The sequence below is a fragment of the Dyadobacter sandarakinus genome, from assembly GCF_016894445.1.
GTDB lineage: Bacteria > Bacteroidota > Bacteroidia > Cytophagales > Spirosomataceae > Dyadobacter > Dyadobacter sandarakinus.
On record NZ_CP056775.1, the window covers coordinates 2,763,058 to 2,781,292 of the forward strand.

General features: G+C 45.5%; 14 protein-coding genes. 7 read left to right on the forward strand and 7 right to left on the reverse strand.

The features are described 5' to 3' along the window. Positions 1–24: 24 nt before the first annotated feature. Entirely contained in the window at positions 25–1,215 is a 1,191-nt protein-coding gene (locus HWI92_RS11020) for an ABC transporter permease (protein ID WP_204663668.1), read from the forward strand. 66 nt (positions 1,216–1,281) lie between these two features. On the opposite strand, the gene HWI92_RS11025 is transcribed toward HWI92_RS11020, so the two are convergent. The 3 genes from HWI92_RS11025 to HWI92_RS11035 form a co-directional block, all read right to left on the reverse strand. After that, positions 1,282–3,165 carry a T9SS type A sorting domain-containing protein gene (locus HWI92_RS11025; protein ID WP_204663670.1) on the reverse strand — a complete coding sequence of 628 codons (1,884 nt, stop codon included), beginning with the start codon at positions 3,163–3,165 and terminating at the stop codon, positions 1,282–1,284. A 189-nt stretch (positions 3,166–3,354) separates the two neighbouring features. After that, complete coding sequence (locus HWI92_RS11030) at positions 3,355–5,523, reverse strand: CBM96 family carbohydrate-binding protein (protein ID WP_204663672.1); 2,169 nt, start codon at positions 5,521–5,523, stop codon at positions 3,355–3,357. Between the two features lie 121 nt (positions 5,524–5,644). Next, positions 5,645–7,543, reverse strand: a complete 1,899-nt coding sequence (locus HWI92_RS11035) for a T9SS type A sorting domain-containing protein (RefSeq protein ID WP_204663674.1) — start codon at positions 7,541–7,543, stop codon at positions 5,645–5,647. 216 nt (positions 7,544–7,759) lie between these two features. Between HWI92_RS11035 and HWI92_RS11040 the strand changes: the two genes are divergently transcribed. Next, positions 7,760–8,242: a DUF4385 domain-containing protein gene (locus HWI92_RS11040; RefSeq protein WP_204663677.1), complete on the forward strand. Its 483-nt coding sequence runs from the start codon at positions 7,760–7,762 to the stop codon at positions 8,240–8,242. Between the two features lie 109 nt (positions 8,243–8,351). Here HWI92_RS11040 and HWI92_RS11045 read toward each other — a convergent pair whose 3' ends face one another. Beyond that, positions 8,352–9,104: an SDR family NAD(P)-dependent oxidoreductase gene (locus tag HWI92_RS11045; RefSeq protein WP_204663679.1), complete on the reverse strand. Its 753-nt coding sequence runs from the start codon at positions 9,102–9,104 to the stop codon at positions 8,352–8,354. A 119-nt stretch (positions 9,105–9,223) separates the two neighbouring features. Between HWI92_RS11045 and HWI92_RS11050 the strand changes: the two genes are divergently transcribed. Next, a complete protein-coding gene (locus tag HWI92_RS11050; RefSeq protein WP_229249312.1) occupies positions 9,224–9,580 on the forward strand; it encodes a winged helix-turn-helix transcriptional regulator in 357 nt (118 codons plus the stop codon). A gap of 50 nt (positions 9,581–9,630) precedes the next feature. After that, positions 9,631–10,035, forward strand: a complete 405-nt coding sequence (locus HWI92_RS11055; RefSeq protein WP_204663681.1) for a hypothetical protein — start codon at positions 9,631–9,633, stop codon at positions 10,033–10,035. A 9-nt stretch (positions 10,036–10,044) separates the two neighbouring features. Here the strand turns inward: HWI92_RS11055 and HWI92_RS11060 are convergent, their stop codons facing one another. Then, a complete protein-coding gene (locus HWI92_RS11060) occupies positions 10,045–10,431 on the reverse strand; it encodes a VOC family protein (RefSeq protein ID WP_204663683.1) in 387 nt (128 codons plus the stop codon). A 475-nt stretch (positions 10,432–10,906) separates the two neighbouring features. On the opposite strand from HWI92_RS11060, the gene HWI92_RS11065 reads away from it, so the two are divergent. The 3 genes from HWI92_RS11065 to HWI92_RS25450 are packed head-to-tail and all read left to right on the forward strand — an operon-like array spanning position 10,907 to position 15,994. Further along, positions 10,907–14,764 (forward strand): cache domain-containing protein, encoded by a 3,858-nt coding sequence (locus tag HWI92_RS11065; RefSeq protein WP_204663685.1) that lies wholly within the window; start codon positions 10,907–10,909, stop codon positions 14,762–14,764. A 28-nt stretch (positions 14,765–14,792) separates the two neighbouring features. Further along, a complete protein-coding gene (locus HWI92_RS25445) occupies positions 14,793–15,443 on the forward strand; it encodes a phospholipase effector Tle1 domain-containing protein (protein WP_262897698.1) in 651 nt (216 codons plus the stop codon). A 17-nt stretch (positions 15,444–15,460) separates the two neighbouring features. Beyond that, a complete protein-coding gene (locus HWI92_RS25450) occupies positions 15,461–15,994 on the forward strand; it encodes a phospholipase effector Tle1 domain-containing protein (protein WP_204663687.1) in 534 nt (177 codons plus the stop codon). Between the two features lie 106 nt (positions 15,995–16,100). Here HWI92_RS25450 and HWI92_RS11080 read toward each other — a convergent pair whose 3' ends face one another. Both HWI92_RS11080 and HWI92_RS11085 read right to left on the reverse strand, forming a co-directional pair. Next, entirely contained in the window at positions 16,101–16,550 is a 450-nt protein-coding gene (locus tag HWI92_RS11080; RefSeq protein ID WP_204663689.1) for a D-Ala-D-Ala carboxypeptidase family metallohydrolase, read from the reverse strand. Positions 16,551–16,601: 51 nt separating this feature from the next. Then, on the reverse strand, positions 16,602–18,053 hold the full coding sequence (locus HWI92_RS11085; protein WP_204663691.1) for a hypothetical protein: 1,452 nt from the start codon (positions 18,051–18,053) through the stop codon (positions 16,602–16,604). Positions 18,054–18,235 lie beyond the last annotated feature (182 nt).

Consider the following 18,235-nt stretch of genomic DNA (forward strand, 5'->3'; position numbering starts at 1 on the left):
AACAAAAAATAATCGGGTTGATAAATGATCGATATTAATAAAGAAATCTGCATTCGCATAAGCTATCTATTTACCATATCAGTGCTATGTACGATATCGCTTTCATATCTCAAATTCCAGCTTGATTACGACTGCTTTCATCCGAATGCAGAGCGCATTTACATCTTGTCTACTCAGTTTAACACGCTTGATGAAGCGGCTGCCACCAGCATTTCTTCCTGGACTACTGCTTCCAGAATCAGCTCAAACAATGAATTTGTGGAGCAGACTGCCCGCCTGGCATACAGCCAGATCCGGCTGAGAGGACAATCGGATTTTGCAGGCACCGGCTTATTTGCAGATGCTTCTACATTTGAAGTTTTCGAATTGCCACTCATTCATGGTGAAAAAAAGACCGCGCTGCTCCATCCGCAATGCATCATATTAACCCAGGATGCTGCGCTTCAATTATTCGGGGACAAAAATCCAATGGGGAAATCGGTTTTTCTTGAAGATTTTAATTGTGCAGCAACGGTGACGGGAGTAGCAAAGAACCTTCCTAAGAATTCACAAATCCGAACTGATGCATTTATTTCCATGGCTACGCTTGCCAAATTGCATGGCTCAGCTTCCCATGAAAGTTGGGACCAAATCAGTGTACTTACTTATCTTTTATTGAAGAAAAATGTACCATTTCAGCTAGCCCAAAAAGAAGTAAATAAACTTTATTCACTACGGGCGGACAAAACCCAAGAGCTATTATTAACAAAAAAGAATTTCATTCTAAAACCGCTGCGAGCTGCCTTAATCAATCCTGCTCTTACCGGAATTCAGGTATTTTCACTTTGTGCCGCATCACTTATACTCACCTTAATGCTTTTATCTTCGCTAACAAGGTTGATCAAGATAATTTTATTGCAAATCAGTCTCTCGGCAGCGTACATGAACATGCCGAAAGAAGAGCAAAACAGGAAGGTAATCCGGAAAGTTTTCTTACTAACGATAGTGATTTCTATTTCCTCCTGTGTGGCCTGGGTAGGCATAAACTATGCGTTGAAATATGCTTTTGACATCACTGTTTATGGAGATTCTTACCAGCCCGTTTACTTCCGTGCCGGACTGATGCTAATTTCCATCCTAACCAGCCTTTTGTTATGCATGTGGATCACTCGCAAAGTGCCCAGCGAACCGGTCACTACCTATTTGTTACTCAAGAAGCAGCAGGAGAAGGGTTAATGTTTGTAATGCACCAAAAAGGTCAGCCACTTCCCTGTGACTGACCTTTTAAATAGCCCCGCCAAGTTACTGCGCCACCACAAACTTCCGAGTCGATTCCGTACCGTCCGTAAGGGTTACTTTGATAAAGTACAAGCCTGGTTTAAGCATTTTGGTATTGATATCCTGAGCAGGTTTGATTCCTGAGCTGTAAAGTGCCTTGCCCTGGCTGTTGAGAATTTGCAAACCTTTTACTTTCGACCAGTCTGCTGCTTTCAGATGGATGGTCTCTGCTGCCGGATTAGGATAAACGGTGACTTTAAACTCCTCCTCAAACTTCACATGCCGGATCTTGCTGTAAGCAGAAGTTCCGTCCGCATCAACCATTTTAAGACGGTACAGGTTATCGGATCCCAACACAGGGGTTGTGTGTGTATAGTGGTAAACGTTCAAACTTTTACTCTCCCCTTGTGCATGAATTATAGCTAGGTTTGTCCATGCTTTTCCATTAAAACTATGCTGTAGTTCAAAATGGTCACTATTGGTTTCGGAAGTGGTCTGCCAGGTCAGCAGTGTGGTTTCTGCCTCTTTGCCGGCCGAAAAGGATTGAAGGGTTACGGGCAGCGGGGGCAGCTCGTCGACCAGCTTGAATACCCAAATGTCACGTACTCCTTTTGGATCTTCGGACTTAAAGTTATTTTTGGGCGAGCTCGAATTTCCTGTCACAATGTAGCCGCCATCCGAGGCCGGCAATATGGATAATGCAACGTCATAGCCAGCACCGCCGATCGTTTTATCCCATTGGGTAGCACCATTGGAATCGAGCTTCACGATCCACATATCCCCATCCCCGCCAAACCCCGGTTCTGTTTTGTCCTTGCCCGGATCCACTGAATCGGATATTCCCACCGCTACCACTCCCCCGTCTGCTGTTTCTGTCAAGCTGTACAAAAAATCGTCGCCATAGGTTAAGTCTTCTTCCTCATATACAAGACTCCCCAATACACGATCCCAGATTTTATTCGCGGCCGAGTCGGTCTTGATAATCCAATAATCAAAAATAGATGCATCTTCAGACTGATCGCCAGATGCTCTCCCCGAGGTATATCCTGCGAGCAGAAAACCGCCATCCCTGGACTGCTTAATGTCGAGCAGTCGTGATTGATCTTCGCCTCTCAAGTGTCGGTACCACATCTTGTTTCCAGCTGAGTCTACCCTCATCATATTAAAGCGATCCCCATTACTTTCATAATTATGATCGCTGCTAATCAGTAATCCGCCGTCAGAAAGGATTTGAGATGTAATTGGAGAAAACAATCCGCCAGTACCTACAACTTTATCCCAGAGCTTTACTCCCTTGGAGGACAGCTTTACAATCCATCCCTCCTGGACATTTTCATTAATTGGATCATCCGTTTTATCACCATTTGGAGTGCCACTTGTGGCACACACCAACAAATAACCTCCGCCAACTGCCTCGTGTATTCCTGCAATTCGATCGTAGTCATCGTTTCCGATTGTCCGGTCCCATTCCTTGTTGCCCAACGAATCGATTTTTACAATCCAATTATCCTGTGCAGGGCTAAATGCCCCCGTTTTTACCGGTTCCGATTTGTCACCACCCATGCCGGATTGCGAGCCTCCTCCTAGTATGTAGCCACCATCTGATGTGGGCGCAGCCACTGTAAGGAAATCATCTGCTGAGCCGCCAAAGGTTTTGTCCCACTGCTTATTGCCATTTTTGTCAATCTTGATGACCCAATAATCGACACCGCCGCGTCCGTCTTCAGTTTTATCAAATCCGGCATTCGCGCCGGATTGAGCGGCGAGCAGGTAGCCACCATCTTTGGATGGGACTGCTTTGATGAATGACCCAATCCCGAAAGTCTTGTCCCATTCCACAGCAGGAGTTTGTGCAACAGCAACAGCTGCCAGAAAGAAAAAGATAACGTTGAGTAAAATGTATTTCATGGCTGTTAGTTCAGAATGTTTGATCTTAATTCAATTGAACCGAACGTTGGTGCAGATACTGTCAGGAAGGGCAGCATTTTTGAAAAATTGCCGGATCTAATGCAGGCTTGTGAGGAAAGAAGCCGCCTACCCTGCTGACAGACGGCTTCTATGGGTTTAAAGATTACTTTACTAATCTGGTCGAACCGCTCACTTCGCGATGATCATCTTGACGACCTCTGCAAATGCGTCCGATTTTATTTTCAATAAATAAACACCTGCATTCAGTGACCGACCAGCCAGATTGACTCCTGCATCTTCGCCGGGACGGCTATTTTGCGGTGCCGGAATCGCGTGGCTATTCCCGGCTGCATCAAACATTTCAAATGTAATTGGCCCGGCATGTTCCGGCGAAAGTGAAACCGTAAAGTGGTCTTTTACCGGATTCGGGAAAACCGTTGAATGCTGTTCTTCCTGTATCTCTGCCACAACTTCCTCCTGACCAAGTCTGGCACTACTGTTTGGAGTCTGGACGACATTTGTAGTCTGATAAATGAGCTGCGGCGGATTGGTGCCTGCTTCCTTGCTGTTAAAAACTACCTCCGTGCTACTTTTGTTAGGATCATTTAAAAGAAAGCTTACCGATACATCACCGGATTGGCGCTGTGCATTTACATAGCTGGTCACATCAATTTCGTGATATTTATAAACATCATTCACTGCTGCAGACCCCAGCGACGAAGTGGATGCGGCAGGCGCATTGTCTCCGGTGATGGCCTGTTCCGTCCAGCTATCATTGTTGACGCCATACGCGTGAATGGCAATGCTTGTATTGTTTTCATTGTTATGCCCATAGATGCGCAGCTTGGCTGAGGTAATCACGGCTTTCCCAGTTGGCAGTTGAAATTTAAGGTAAGATAACCTGTTGGCATTTTGATTGCCTCCGCTGGGTACTTGCTTGACGCTCAGACGGGCGGTCGAGACATAGTTACTATTGCTATAAACCCCTCCGCTTACAAGGCCGTCCGCAAGCGGGATCAACGTTGGGCTTGCCGTAACTTCGATGGCCGCAACTCTTGGAAGATCTGCTGCTCCGGTAAGAAAGTCTATGTTAAGTACGCCGTTCGTGACGGTGACCGGAAAGGTGAGCTGAACCGCACGCAATGCGCCGCCCGCCTCGGTAAAGATGTCGTAATTGGTCAGTTTGCGGCTACCTTCTATGTTGACATTAAACTGCCTGCTGCCGGCGCCACCTTTCTTACCCGGAGCACCAAAGTAGGTTTCGGCAAAGTGCAAAGTCACGTTCACCTGATCATTGACCACCGGAATGTTGTAGCTGAAAGAAGGCGAGCAGCGGCCCGAGCGGTAAAGCACATCATTGGTCGTATTCAAAATATCGCCTGATGCAATGGAGCTGGTGCGGTCGATGCCGGCGTAATATTGATCTGCGACAAACAGTTTTTGGGTAGCGGTCGTAAAATCCGGACCGCCTGCATTGATGCGCACCAGCGTCTGCGGCATACAAGCGGTAGACATCCTGACTTCCTGGTTAGAGGTACAGCCAGCAGCGTTCCCGGAGATGGTAATCTGATCAAACGCAGCCCTTGCACAAACGATCCCGATGGCACAGTCTGAAAGAAGGGGATTATTGGTAATAGTGATATGTGATACGGTTTTAAGCTGAGCAAGCTCCGAAATGCTGGTCAGTGCCGTATTCTCGGTAATCTCAATCCTGTCATCTGCAATTTCAAGCCGTTCAAGCCCTTTTAAACTTTTGAGACTCTTGTTTTTGCCTATGTAGAACGGCGAATTTACCTCTTTGAGTCTTCTCAGGCCGTTTAGATCCACGAGCTTATCGTTTAATCCTATTGAAACACCCCGTACCCGGGTAACATTGTTCAGGCCGTTCAAACTGGTCAGTGCAGGATTTGAGCCAATCGACATACTGCCAAGAATCCGGGTCATGCCTCTCAGGCCCTCCAAACTCGTGAGCCTTTGATGTTCCACAACCCTGATGCTTCCTTGCAAGCTCACCAAATGCTGAAGACCTTCCAGATTGAGCAGGCTGTCATTGTCTTCAATGTTGATGGACGCATCTATTTGCGTCAGCGAAGACAAGCCTTCAATGCTCTTAAGCCTTGGATTATAGTTGATCTTAAGTGACCTGTTGATCCGGGTTATACCACGCAGTCCGTCCAGGTTAGTGATGCTGGATGAACTAATCTCCAGATCGCTGGTGATGACCGTGCAACCTGGATAAGAAGTGCTGAAATTGTCAACATCTGCCTGCGTTTTCAATACGGGAACGCTGCATGTCTGCGACCAGGCCGGGATGGTTGAACCGGCCAGCAGTAAAACGAGTTGTAAAATCCTTTTCATACCATTATTCAGGTGAGGTGATTGGTTATGATAGTCTGTTTATCAACCATCAGACATTACCCCAGGCGAGATACTGCCTAAAAGCAAATTAATTTTCAAAGCGCTACTGTCGTAATTCAAGCTACTGCCCTATCACAACTTTTCGCGTCGACTCCGTGCTGTCAGTGAAGGTTATTTTGATAAAATACAAGCCCGGTTTAAGCGACCGGGTACTGATATCCTGAGATGGCTTGTTCTCAGAACTATAAAAAGTTTTACCCTGACTATTGAAAATTTGCAGGCCTTTTACTTTCGACCAGTCGGCAACTTTCAAATGGATGGTCTCGGCTGCCGGGTTGGGATAAACGGATACTGTAAATCCCTCCTCAAACTCCACATGCTGGATCTTGCTGTAAGCAAACGATCCGTCCGCATCGACCATTTTGAGCCGGTACAAATTATCTGATCCTGACACAGGGGCTGTGTGTGCATAGTGGTAACTGTTAAGCCCCGAACTCTCCCCCTGTGCATGAATGCTTGTCAGCACTGTCCAGTCTTTACCATCCAGGCTGTGCTGTATTTCGAAGTGGTCACTGTTGGTTTCTAAGGTAGTTTCCCAAGCCAGCAGTGCAGTTTCTCCCTCTTTAAGTGCTGAGAAGCTTTTTAAGGTTACAGGCAGAGGATTTTCCGGCGCAAGCTTTACAATCCAATAGCTTGAAAATCCTTTGTACCCTGAAGATTTGTCCCCCCCGGCACCGGAGTAGGAAGTACCACCCAGCACATACCCCTGGTCGCTCGTTTCCTGTAAAGAAAAAATTGCATCGGCCTCGTTGCCACCTATGGTTTTATCCCAAACCTTGGATCCATCCGGATTAACTTTGACAACCCAGAAATCGTAACCGCCTCTCGAATTTTCCGTTTTGTCCCCGCCCGAAACCGAATTAGAACTGCCTCCTGCTACGTAATTTCCGTCAGCATTGGCGTACAGGGAGTACAGGTCATCATTGCCCGCACCGCCCAAGGTTTTGTCCCATTGAACGCTTCCGCTTTCACTTAGTTTGACGATCCAGAAATCGCGCAAACCCCTGTTACTTTCGGTTTTTTCGCTTCCAATCCCTGAATTTGACGTTCCGCCAACCAGGTACCCGCCGTCAGAGGTAGCTACGATTGAGCGTGCTTCATCGTTAGCTCCCGATCCCAGGGTTTTATCCCAGATCACCTGCCCGGCTGCATTTAATTTAACAACCCAGTAATCCAGCTGCCCCCTGGTATTTTCAGACTTATTGCCACCTGCAGCTGAGCTGGAACTGCCCGCAAGCACATAGCTGCCGTCTGTTGTCTGGATCAATGAAGCCAGCAAATCCTCCCCTTCTGAACCGATTGTCCTGTCCCATTCCAGATTTCCTGCTGCATCCAGCTTTACAATCCAATAATCATTCAACCCTTTTGAATTTTCTGATTTATCAGAAGCAGTATTCGAAGTTGAGCGGCCGCCAAGGAGGTAACCCCCGTCGAGGGTCTGTGTCAATGTTGTCAGTTGTGATTCATTATTGCCGCCCAGGGTCCTGTCCCATGCAATTGAACCGTTGGAAGTAACTTTAACCACCCAGAAACTCGAAGTTCCTTTCAGGTCTTCACTCCGGTTTCCATTGGCTGCACCAAGGTTTAACTCGGAGGTACCGTACCCGCCCAGGATGTATCCTCCGTCAGCGGTTTGTTTTACGATACTAAACTCCTCAACACCGTTGGTTCCGATGGTCCTGTCCCAGACCTTGGTGCCGTCGGGTAAAGTTTTTATGATCCAATAGTCGGGGTAATTCGTATTCCCTCTGTGATTTTCGGTCTTATCACCGATGGCTGACGAATTGGAAAAGCCGCCTGCAATAAAGCCGCCGTCATTGGTTTGCTGCAATGATCTCAGGTTGCTGTTATCGTCGCCGCCGAATGAAACATCCCATTGGATTGCGGGCTGGGCCAAAAGACTGGCTGATGAAGCGATCCCGAAGGCCGATAAGCTTAACTGAAGCAGAAATTTTCTCATAGGTCGTTAGATGTTGAGTATGTAAAATGAGCGTACATTCCCTATTAGACACCAGCTGGCGGCTGATACTGCCTGGCGGGAAAATATTTTCAAACGTCCTGATTTACCATTTCATTCACTTCATTGGTCCGCTATTGTTATAATGAAGAAGTAAAGCAATGAGAACAGCAGCAGTGCCAGGATTGGGATCAGGTTCCCTTTTTATTAAAATAACCGATGTCAGACAAACCTTCTTATCTGGATTTCAACAGTCAGGCTTACGAGTGGAAGCCGGACATTGATTACAAGCAGCATCCGGAACTTTACCGGGTTGGCAAAGGTGAACAGGGCGTGCTCATCTGTGAACCTTACAAATCCGAGATCGGACAGTTCTGGCGTTTCAAAACGGAAAGCATTGCCGAAGAAAGCAGCAGCAAAATCTATGAATTGTTCCTGGCTTATGTGGAACATCATGATTTTGTAGGCGCCGATATGGCGCGGAAGTATTTACAAATGGGCTTCACCCGCGCGCGGCGTTACGCCAATTATAAGGGAGGAAAGAAATACGATAAAGACAAGGATTACGCACTGCTGGAAAAAGGGACCGGGCAGCAGGAAAAGGCGAAAGCGGCCGCTGTGTTCTATTCGAGGTGGAAGCAGGCAGAAAGCAATGCGCTGTATGCGCAAATGAAAAAGGATTGGAAAAGCAGGCTTGGCTGATTGAAATTGCCGCTGCCCTGGCTTTCAAAAACCTGCAAGCTTTTCAAAATCAGGGCAGCGGCAACATCTATGATGATTCCGGGGGGATTTTGTGGAGGGTTGATGAAGGCTATAACAGCCCGCCCGAAACCGTAAGCCGCTCTCCCGTCACCCAGCCGGCCTCATCCGACGCGAGGAATACGGCAACTTTTGCAATGTCTTCCGGCTGACCAATCCGCCCCAATGGTGTGAGGGGAAGCATTTGTTTTTCAATATCTCCGCCGATGATACCCATTTCATGGTTTCCTTCGGTATCGGTCACGCCCGGGGCGATGGTGTTGATGCGGATTTTTTTCGGGCCCAGTTCTTTGGCCAATGTTTTGGTGACATTATCAATTCCGGCTTTTGCAGCGGAATACACCATGACACCGGGGATGGGATTTTGGCTGACCGTTGAGCTGATATTAATAATGCTCCCGCCTTTCTCGCCAAATAAATTGACGGCCTGCTGGATGGTCAGTATCGGCCCCATCAGATGAGTGTTGACCTGCAAATGAAAGCTCTCCTCCGATATCCCGTCCAGCAATTCTATCTTGAAAACACCTGCATTGTTGACCAGAATATCCAGCTGACCATAAAGCTTTACTGTTTCATCCAGCAGCTTTTTGATATTGGCCAAGCTGGAAATATCTGCCTGTACGGCGCTGGCAATGCCGCCATTTTGTGTGATATCACTGACCACCTTTTCAGCATTCGACTTACCAGATGCATAATTGACAATCACTTTTGCGCCTTCCCTGGCAAATGCTTTTGCAATCCCGGCACCAATTCCTTTGGATGCACCGGTCACTATGGCAACTTTATCTTTCAATTTCAAGCTCATTTTATTTCTGATTTTAATGAGCTGCAAAGCTAGACGGTACATTCTCCTGCGTCAAGTATGTACTTTTTTGTATCTTACATACTATAAAGAATCTATTGTTGATTATCAGTGATTTAAAAATGAAGAAAACGAAGAAAATATGTCCCGATATGCCGACCTGCTCGGTTGATTATGCATTCAGGCGGATTGGCGGAAAATACAAAGGCAGGATCTTATGGTACCTGCATGAACATTCGATCCTGCGCTATGGGGAACTGGGCAGGACCTTGCCGGACGTGACAACCAAAATGCTGACGCAAACGCTACGGGAACTGGAAGCCGACAAGCTGATCAGCCGGAAAGTATACCACGAGGTGCCGCCGAAAGTGGAATATACATTGACCGATGTCGGGCAGGAGCTGATCCCTTTTATTGAACACCTCCGGCAATGGGGAGAGAAGCAGATCAAAAAGGAAATGGTTGAGGAGGCATCTTAAAATTGGACGGCGCTGGACAATATACTTTTAATTCATGTTCAGGTTACCAGGTGCTTACAAAGGCAAAACGCTCAGGTGAAGCCCGCGAGCTCGAAATGTTGGATTTTCTGAATCGAAGTAAGATCAAAACGACCGACAAAACTTTCTACGGAGCAGACCTGCATGATAAGACTGGAAGTCTGACCGGTAACAGGCTCGACAAAAGCTTCGCCATTTACGAAATCACATTTTCAAAAGACCTGCATGTAGACACTGTGAAAACCATAACCGGTTTCACCCCCGAACTGGACAACCAACTTGGATCAATTTTACGGGAAGCGCATTGGGTTAGTAACCGGATTCTTATCGATGGATTGAAAAACACGGTTCCCGCCGGGAGTAAGCTGCTATTTGGGTTCTATTACTATCCAGCACAGGGTAACGATCAGAGTTTTATCAGTGAGTGGGATCTCTAAATCCTATTGTCATTGTTTTCCAGTCAAAGGTGTAAAGAAGTTTACCAAATTTCCGTCCGGGTCGCGGAACAGTAATGACCGGTTTCCCCAGGGCATGGTTGTCGGAACCTGTACAACTTGCTCGCCCAGGAAACCGGCCAGACGGTTGTAATGGGCGTCAACATCATCGACCTGGAACTCGATGATCACTGCGCGGTTCGTACCCGGCGTAGCGATATGCCCGCCTCCAAAAAGCTGCAAGGTGCGAATGCTTCCGATTGCCAGTACCGCCGTTTCTGTACGCAGCTCGGCAAAGTCTTCTGTATACTGTATCAAGTCCATATCTGCCGCCGTCCGGTAAAAGTCAACCATCGGTTTAATATCCGCAGTAATAATGCGGGCTGATGCCAATCTCATTTGCTATCTGTTTAATGATTAGAGCACAAATAAAATGACGCGTGGTGACAACAGTATGTCAGCAGGAAACGGGCGGCATTGAATTTAGGGGGGCCGCCCCATTGAATAGCCTTTGTTGAATTCTGTTTTTCCTGCATTCAGCCTCACATAGTAAGCCAATCGGGCTTCTCAGCCCTGTATCATCTAATGCGATAATATGCTTGTGGATGATTTCCAGCAATTCATTCATCAAGTAATGAAGTATACCGATCTTGCCACTTTTTACAGCGGTTGCGTCAATCCTGTAAATCAAACTCAGATGCTCTGACATGTCGCCGATAGTTGCAACAGCCGGTAAATCAATAAATTATAGAAATAGATTTTAAATTATTATTTATACTTAATTTCCTTATAGCGTAAGTCCTACGCAAATATCCACAGCTATTTCTCAGGAAGAATACGATATCGACAACCCTCATATCTGGATATCTCTGTTATGAAATTCCTTAATATTTCTGCTGAGCGGATTCCAATAATCATAACGCTGGTGATTGTCATTTTTCTTGGATCAGGATACTATTTTGTGTACATCCCCGGCAATGAAAAGGATATTAAAGAATGGAAATTTCGGGCGCTAACGCATACAGGCCACAATATTCAGGAAAAGATTGGTACCGGCCACAAGCAGTTAAAAACCTACCTTCATTCGAAGAAAGTAAAAGATGCTACCACTAGCCATACCCGAGCATTTAAGAAATCTTCTTCAATAAAGGATCTCAATGGATTCCTAAAAAAATTGCTAACCGACAATTTACCCATTTCAAATCTTTTACCAGGAGACAGCAACAAGGTCTTTGTCAGTGAGTTTCTGGATCCATCTACCAATCCAAAGAAAATAACGCTAGCTGATACCTTGGCGGTAAAAAGCGGCTTTTATGAATTAAGGCTTACTTACGATTTCGATAAATTCATTAAGCCGTTGCTTTCCAAGCAAGTATTTGATCAATACTTCGTTATTGGCGAAGATGCTGTTCTGTACGAAGACTTTGCGTCAGGCCTTGATCCCGGACAAGACTCGCTGTTTCGGACCTGCGGTAAGCTTCAAGGCGCACTGATTACGGATCGAGAATATGCTGGCAAACTTTACAAGCTTTTTGTCCTTCCAATCGATCTGAATGCAGATACAAAGATCTTACTCGTCGGACTGCTGACCGCCGACCATTTCTCAGAAGCAAAAACAAGGCTTCCTCCCCGGCTGATTTTACTTCTGATCACTTTATTCACCTGCATTCTCGTAACGTTTCCAATCATTAAATTATATCAATTAGCTGAGGGAGACCGGCTCACTATCAGCGATGTTATTTCCGTCACCATCATAACTTCTCTGCTGGTTTCTTTGATTTTTTTCTGTTTTGTAAAATACAGTACAGTATCCTCGGAGGATAAGCGGCATGCAAAGCAAAATTTAGCGGAAACGATATCCGGAGCATTCAAAAAAGAGATAAAGGAGAATTACCTTAAACTTGCATTGCTGGATAGGTGGAGTGCGCGGTACCCGCAATTCAAGCCGAACTTTTATGATGTAGGAAAGCTTGCCAAAGATTTATCAGCACAGAAAGAAAACCTGAATTTAGTAATGGGAAAAACATTATTTGACCGGGTTTTCTGGATGGATAGTGATGGGGAGGAGATAAAAACCTGGACTTCCGAGAGTGACAGTAGTTTCATCCCCGGCAATTTTAAAGAGAGACCTTATTTTAAAAATACGAGAGATCGGCGCACCTACGCGATTGACGGACTTAGTAATTCACAGCTATACATAGACCAGATTGTATCCTGGGTATCCGGAAAATTTTTGACGGTCATAGCAAAACCAGCCTTGTCAGATAAAGCCGTTGCAGCAGTTTTTCTTTTTAACGAACAAAGCCTGAAAAAGACTAAAATCCCTCCCGGCTATGCATTCGCTATGATCGATTACAATGGGCGCGTTCTGTACCATTCGGATTCAACGAAGCCATTGAATGAGAATTTGTTCGACGAGTTTTCGGAGCAGAGGAATTTGCAATCGAGCATCAAATCGGGCATCAGTCAGCACCATCCTTTTAATACAATGTACTACGGCCGTGAGTACGAGGTACAGATGCAGCCCGTCGGCGGTGGTATCCCATTCTACATTGTAATTATGGAAGACCTGATGTTTGAGGAATTTCGCGACGTCAACGTATACACATTTACGTTTTCTATGCAGTTCATTCTGTTTGGGCTCATCATTATCCAGGTACTTGCTATCTTCCTGTCGTCTACCCGACTGCTCAAAACCAAGGGTCGCTCATTTGAAACCGGCTGGCTTGGGCCTAAATCTAACATTCGGAAAGAATACTTTATTGCGATGCTATTCAACCTGGGAATGTTCGTCATCCTCCAAGTATTTTTTATGAACGAAACGATACTTACTAGGATTTTTATGCTCTTGTCGGCTCTTGCCATCTTGCCTGCATTTCTGAGTATGCTATACTTCAAAAGATATTCAAGAAGTGCCGCAACGAGGCCCCTGGCTACCGTAAAATTTAGATCTGCTTGCGTGGCTGCCGCTTTCATTATTCCAATTGAGCTATCGGCTTACATATTGCCCAATCAATCTTTCGCTAAACTTATCGATTTTCAATTGATTGCGCTTTATTTCGGCTCCATCCTATACTTTGAAGTTCAAAATCTTCCTCAAAGCGCCTCATTTCGTAAGTTTTTCTGTTTTAAAAAAGCCTATACGGGAATGCTGGCTTCGTGGCTACTGGTGAGTATGGGATTGCCGATCGTGCTATTTTTTAATGCCGCCTACAACTATGACCAGCATATGATTGCACGCTTTATGCAGCTGGAAATGGCTGAATCCAATGTCGGAGAAACCGCACGTATGCTTCGCGTAAGTGGCGATACATTAAATAACGCACGAATAAGTGATATTAAAAACAGCTTTTATAAAGATCACTATTGGATTGATAGTGTATGTGTTGGTGCTGCCAAAGACCGGGTAAACGATGCGGATGAGGCGGCGATCAATCTCATGCGAAGCTTTCACTTATATTCCAGCGATAAAATCCCCGACCGCCTTCCTATTTATAATTCCTTTTCTTTTGACTTCTCCTTTTATTTTAACAACCTGCTTCGGCAAAACCCCGGGGAACAAGGAGCCAGCGTTACCTATTACAATTTGTCCAATGGAATCGATCTTGTTATTAAGTCGGCTGCACTCGATTTTCACCTGCCCGATATTCGTCAATTCGGCGGACTGATTCCCTGGCTGATCTTCTTGCTGGCATTGGTGGCTTTTTGCTTCGTCTTATTCGGATTAGTCAGGAAGATTTTCTCACTCGATATGATCGGGGAAAACAGGTCACCCCAATTCGATCCTGTAACCTGGCTTGCAAACGGCCCTGACAAGATATTTCTGATCTGCTTTCGTGGGGGATATTCTTCCAATGCAATGCTCCCATCTTCGGCCCTTATATTCAACGTTGCAGAAATTCCTCCAATAAAGGACTTGCCTGGAAGCAAATGGTGGAGGAAAACAAAAAGTGCAATCAGCGACACGCAAAGGCCCATCATTTTGGATCATTTCGATTACGATTTTAAGTCGGTCGAGACCAATAATAGAAAATTGAATCTTCTTGAAAAATTGTCGGCCGGGAACAGAAAGATTTTGATTTGCTCTGCGATTCACCCCACGCACATGCTTGCCGACAGTAAAGTCCAGCCACAAGAAAATACCGACAAGCTGAAAGATGATATTTATAAATACGAAGAGCGCTGGCATAGCCTGTTACGTTTATTCAATATTGAAATTAATCCGATTACCATAAGTGGGTCCGCGGGGAGCAAAACGCTTTCAGATAACCAGGTTTTTGATGGTTATGTCGCACATTACCACCAATATTCCGCCATTTGGCAGTCACTGCCTGATGAGGAAAAGTTTGTACTCTTCGACCTTGCCGAGGATGGATTGGTGAACACCTATGATCAGGATGCATTCAGGATGCTGCTCAGGAAGGGGCTTATCGCAGAGCGGAGCGGCCGTTTTAAAGTATTTGACCAAAGTTTCCGCAATTTTATTCTTAACGGACTGAGCCGCAGTGAACTGGCGGCAATTATGGAAAAGGTAAATGATAATACGAATTGGAATAAAACCCGCATTCCGCTCATGCTGGTGTCTGTTGCCATCCTTGTTTTCATCATTTCTTCACAACGGGAAGCCAGCATAAAGCTTTTGACGACGCTTGGTGCGCTCGCTACCGCAATTCCGGCACTGATCAATTTGCTTTCGGCGATTTCGGGAACGAATAAGAAACCTGCTAATTGAGATTTTGTAACGCTAAACCTAAAATTGGATGACAGCAATGGAAACAAACAATACAACTCCAAAAAAGATAATAGTATGCTCCGACGGTACCTGGAATGATCCTGAACAGCTGGACCGCGGAAGCCTGGTCCCCACCAATGTTGTTAAATTTGCAAGAGCGCTTGCCCTGGCGGATCAGGCTGATCAAAAAATATTTTACGACCAGGGTGTTGGAACCGGTAATTTCTTGGACAGATATTTTGGTGGTTTATTTGGAAAGGGCCTCATCAAAAATATTTTCGATGGCTATGGCTTTATCGCCCAGCACTACAATCCCGGTGATAAAATTTACCTTTTCGGATTTAGTCGCGGAGCTTACACGGTACGCAGCCTGGGTGGACTAATTGAGCGGTTCGGGATTGACAAGTCGTTGAACGCAGCGCAATTAGCAAAGGCAAGCACGCCAGCATCAGCAGGTAAAGTCTCACAGACCCGTACGAAGGATGTTCCGCAGGAGCTCAAATCGATAACAAAGCAATACGTGCAGTACAAATCAGCATCTGAAGATAAAAGACATGAAATCGTTGACACATACCGGGAGCAGACAGACGCTCATTATCCAGAAATTGAAATGATTGGCGTATGGGATACAGTAGGTAGCTTGGGCATTCCTCTGCCACTCCCAAGATTCAAATATTAAACTGGCTCAATAAACGTATGGAGCAAATGCGACTGGGAAAGTACTGCTTTTTAAACGTACAACTCGGAAGTAAGGTGAAAGCGGCCTATCATGCGCTTTCCATTGATGAAAACCGAAAAGCATTCCTGCCGACATTATGGGAAAAAAGTCCCGATGCTCCCTCCGATCAAATTCTCAGCCAGGTTTGGTTCGCTGGTGTGCATTGTAATGTGGGAGGCGGATATGCTGATAGTGGACTCTCCGACAATGCATTATTATGGATGATTGACAAGGCGAGTAAAAACCACAATCTTAAATTTAATAAAACTTACCTCCATCGCCGGGTGAATGCAGATTCGTTCTATGGTGAGATGCGCGACGAACGCAGAAAATGGAACAAAAAATTAATTTATACTCCTGCATCCAGATCCATTATTGATCTTTGTGCGAAGGCACATATCGATGTTGTGATTGCGGAAAGCGCTTACAAAAGAACTTTGTCGGATATATGCAAAGTTAAATACATGCTTTCAGATGAATTAATAAACGCCAGGCGGGAGCCCAGGTTCTGAGGCTCTCCCTTATTTCATTTTCTTTATCAGATTGTGAAAAAGCTAAGCAAAGAGCAATGAACAAATGCTTAGCTTTTTCTATTCAACCAGGACAAATGCGATGCTATCAGCCAGGCAGGTACTTCGTTCGTCCGTTTCCTAATTTAATAGCACGTAAAGGCTGCCTGCGATTTTCGGGGCCAAAAGAAACGTGAACCCACCGGCCAAATTCCTGTATTACCTGGTCAAAAGGCAGGCTGCCGTTCCGGATAAAACGAAACAATTCTTCCACCTCGAATTTTGTGGAAAAAATGTCTGCTGCCTGCCCAATTAAATGTTGACTTTTAAGCGCCCCGCCCACTTTTGCATTGACACGGGGACACCTGTAACCGCTGGAAATCAGGACTGTCGCATTGGTGGATTCCCTCAGCGGCACCAAAACATTTTCACACAATGCCACCAGGTTTTCAATGACTGTTACCGGAGGTGCAAATTGTTCGTCAAAACGAAACCTCGCCGCTGTCTGGCTTTCGAGCATCTCTTCCAATGTAAAATGTTGGGTAAGGAAAGTTGCCATTTCGATCAGTTTTTTAATTAAATCAAAAATGAACACGCAGAAAAGCGCATGTTACGCGCGCTTTTCCGGAATCTTAAAACCAATGTAGGTAGCCGCACTTAACCCCTGTAATGCCAGAAGTGTTGCACCAAATTCAGGCATAGACAATCTCTTCCAGACCGAAAAGACAAAAAGTATCCCTAATACCATCGTCCATACAAGTATCTGGAACCGGTGAAAACTTACGCCGGTGTTGTCCCTGAGAATATCGCTGAGCCAGCCTGCCGATGATCTTGGCCTTGAAACGACATTCAAATCTGCCAGCTGATTATCCACCAACGAAAGACGAACTTGCCCGGCGATCCTTTGTTGCGTTAAAACCTGAATATTAGGAGGAGGCGGAACAGTGTTTAAGTTAGTGTCAAGTGCGGTTATTTCTTCCGTCAACTTTAATTTTTCCATTTCCAGGCTTTTTTGTTTGGAGGCGACTTCCTCCGATTTGCCGGAGTCGATGCTGGTTGCTCCCAATGCAGTGGCGGAGCCGATCCCTATCAAAATCAACGCCTCAGACGTAATAATATCGTATGCGCCGGTAATCAACCAAAGATATATGAAGGAGCAAATCACCCAGAAAAACCAGAATGCCATCTGGCAACGGGCCAGACTATACGGTTTGGGAACTTCGTTACCTACTGCATCCGTCACAATCGGACCGGAGTCACGCAGGATATCACTTTTTCTGGCCAGCCTGAATGTATAGAAAAGAAGAAAACCCATAAGGACTGTGCCCACCCAGAACCAGGCTTTTCTAATTCGGATGAGGTTAAATTTATTGCACGTGGGCTCAATGGGTATAGGAAATTCGCCTTCCAGACCAACACTCACTTTGGTCGGCTTGTTAAAGAAAAGAAGCCCTATCGGCGGCGCGCCAAGCAGGTCAGCCCAGATTTTATCATTTACTCCCACTGCCCTTTCCAACCTGAATCGCAGGATCTGCTCTGAGGGGCTGGGAGCCCCGGATTCGGGGTTAATACCTTCCACCTGGCGCCCGTCGAGATAAAGCATTATCTTTTTGGGACTGCACTTGTTCGATTCAATCGGATTTTCATCATTATCAAGACATTTTGACCTGTTTGTAAGCTCCTTTAAATGTTCAACTTTTACCTCTATCAGGTCGCCGATACCCGCAAAGTTTCGATCTTCTTCCTTCTTCTCGCTATTGCCGTATCTAACAACACTCTTGACACAAGGTTCTTTTTTGTTAGCTTTTGGAGGATTGACACGGTCAGCACCTGGTTGCTCTTTAACTTTCGCGGGAGCATCAATAACCTTAGCCGCAGCGTTCGGGCTGTCATTTTGCCGTACTGTGTCCAGAGGCATTGAAAAGGCCAGCGTAACAATAGGGACAGCCTGGATTAATAAGAATAGTTGCAGTGCCAAACAGTTACAAATGATGTCCATGCCTGAAACACATACTTTACCATTCCCCATTCCGGATTTAATTCCAAATCGGTTTGTTTTCATTTTCGAAAAGGTTTAGAAAAAACGTATAACAAATTAGCTCCTTTGTGGTGCATAAATGCTATTAAAAAATGAAACTTACTTAATGGTATTTAATCCAAAATCTTTTAACCATAATTAACATATCCGGATATTGAATGTAATAGATAATGTAAATGAAGGGACGCTGACCACGTATCGAAATT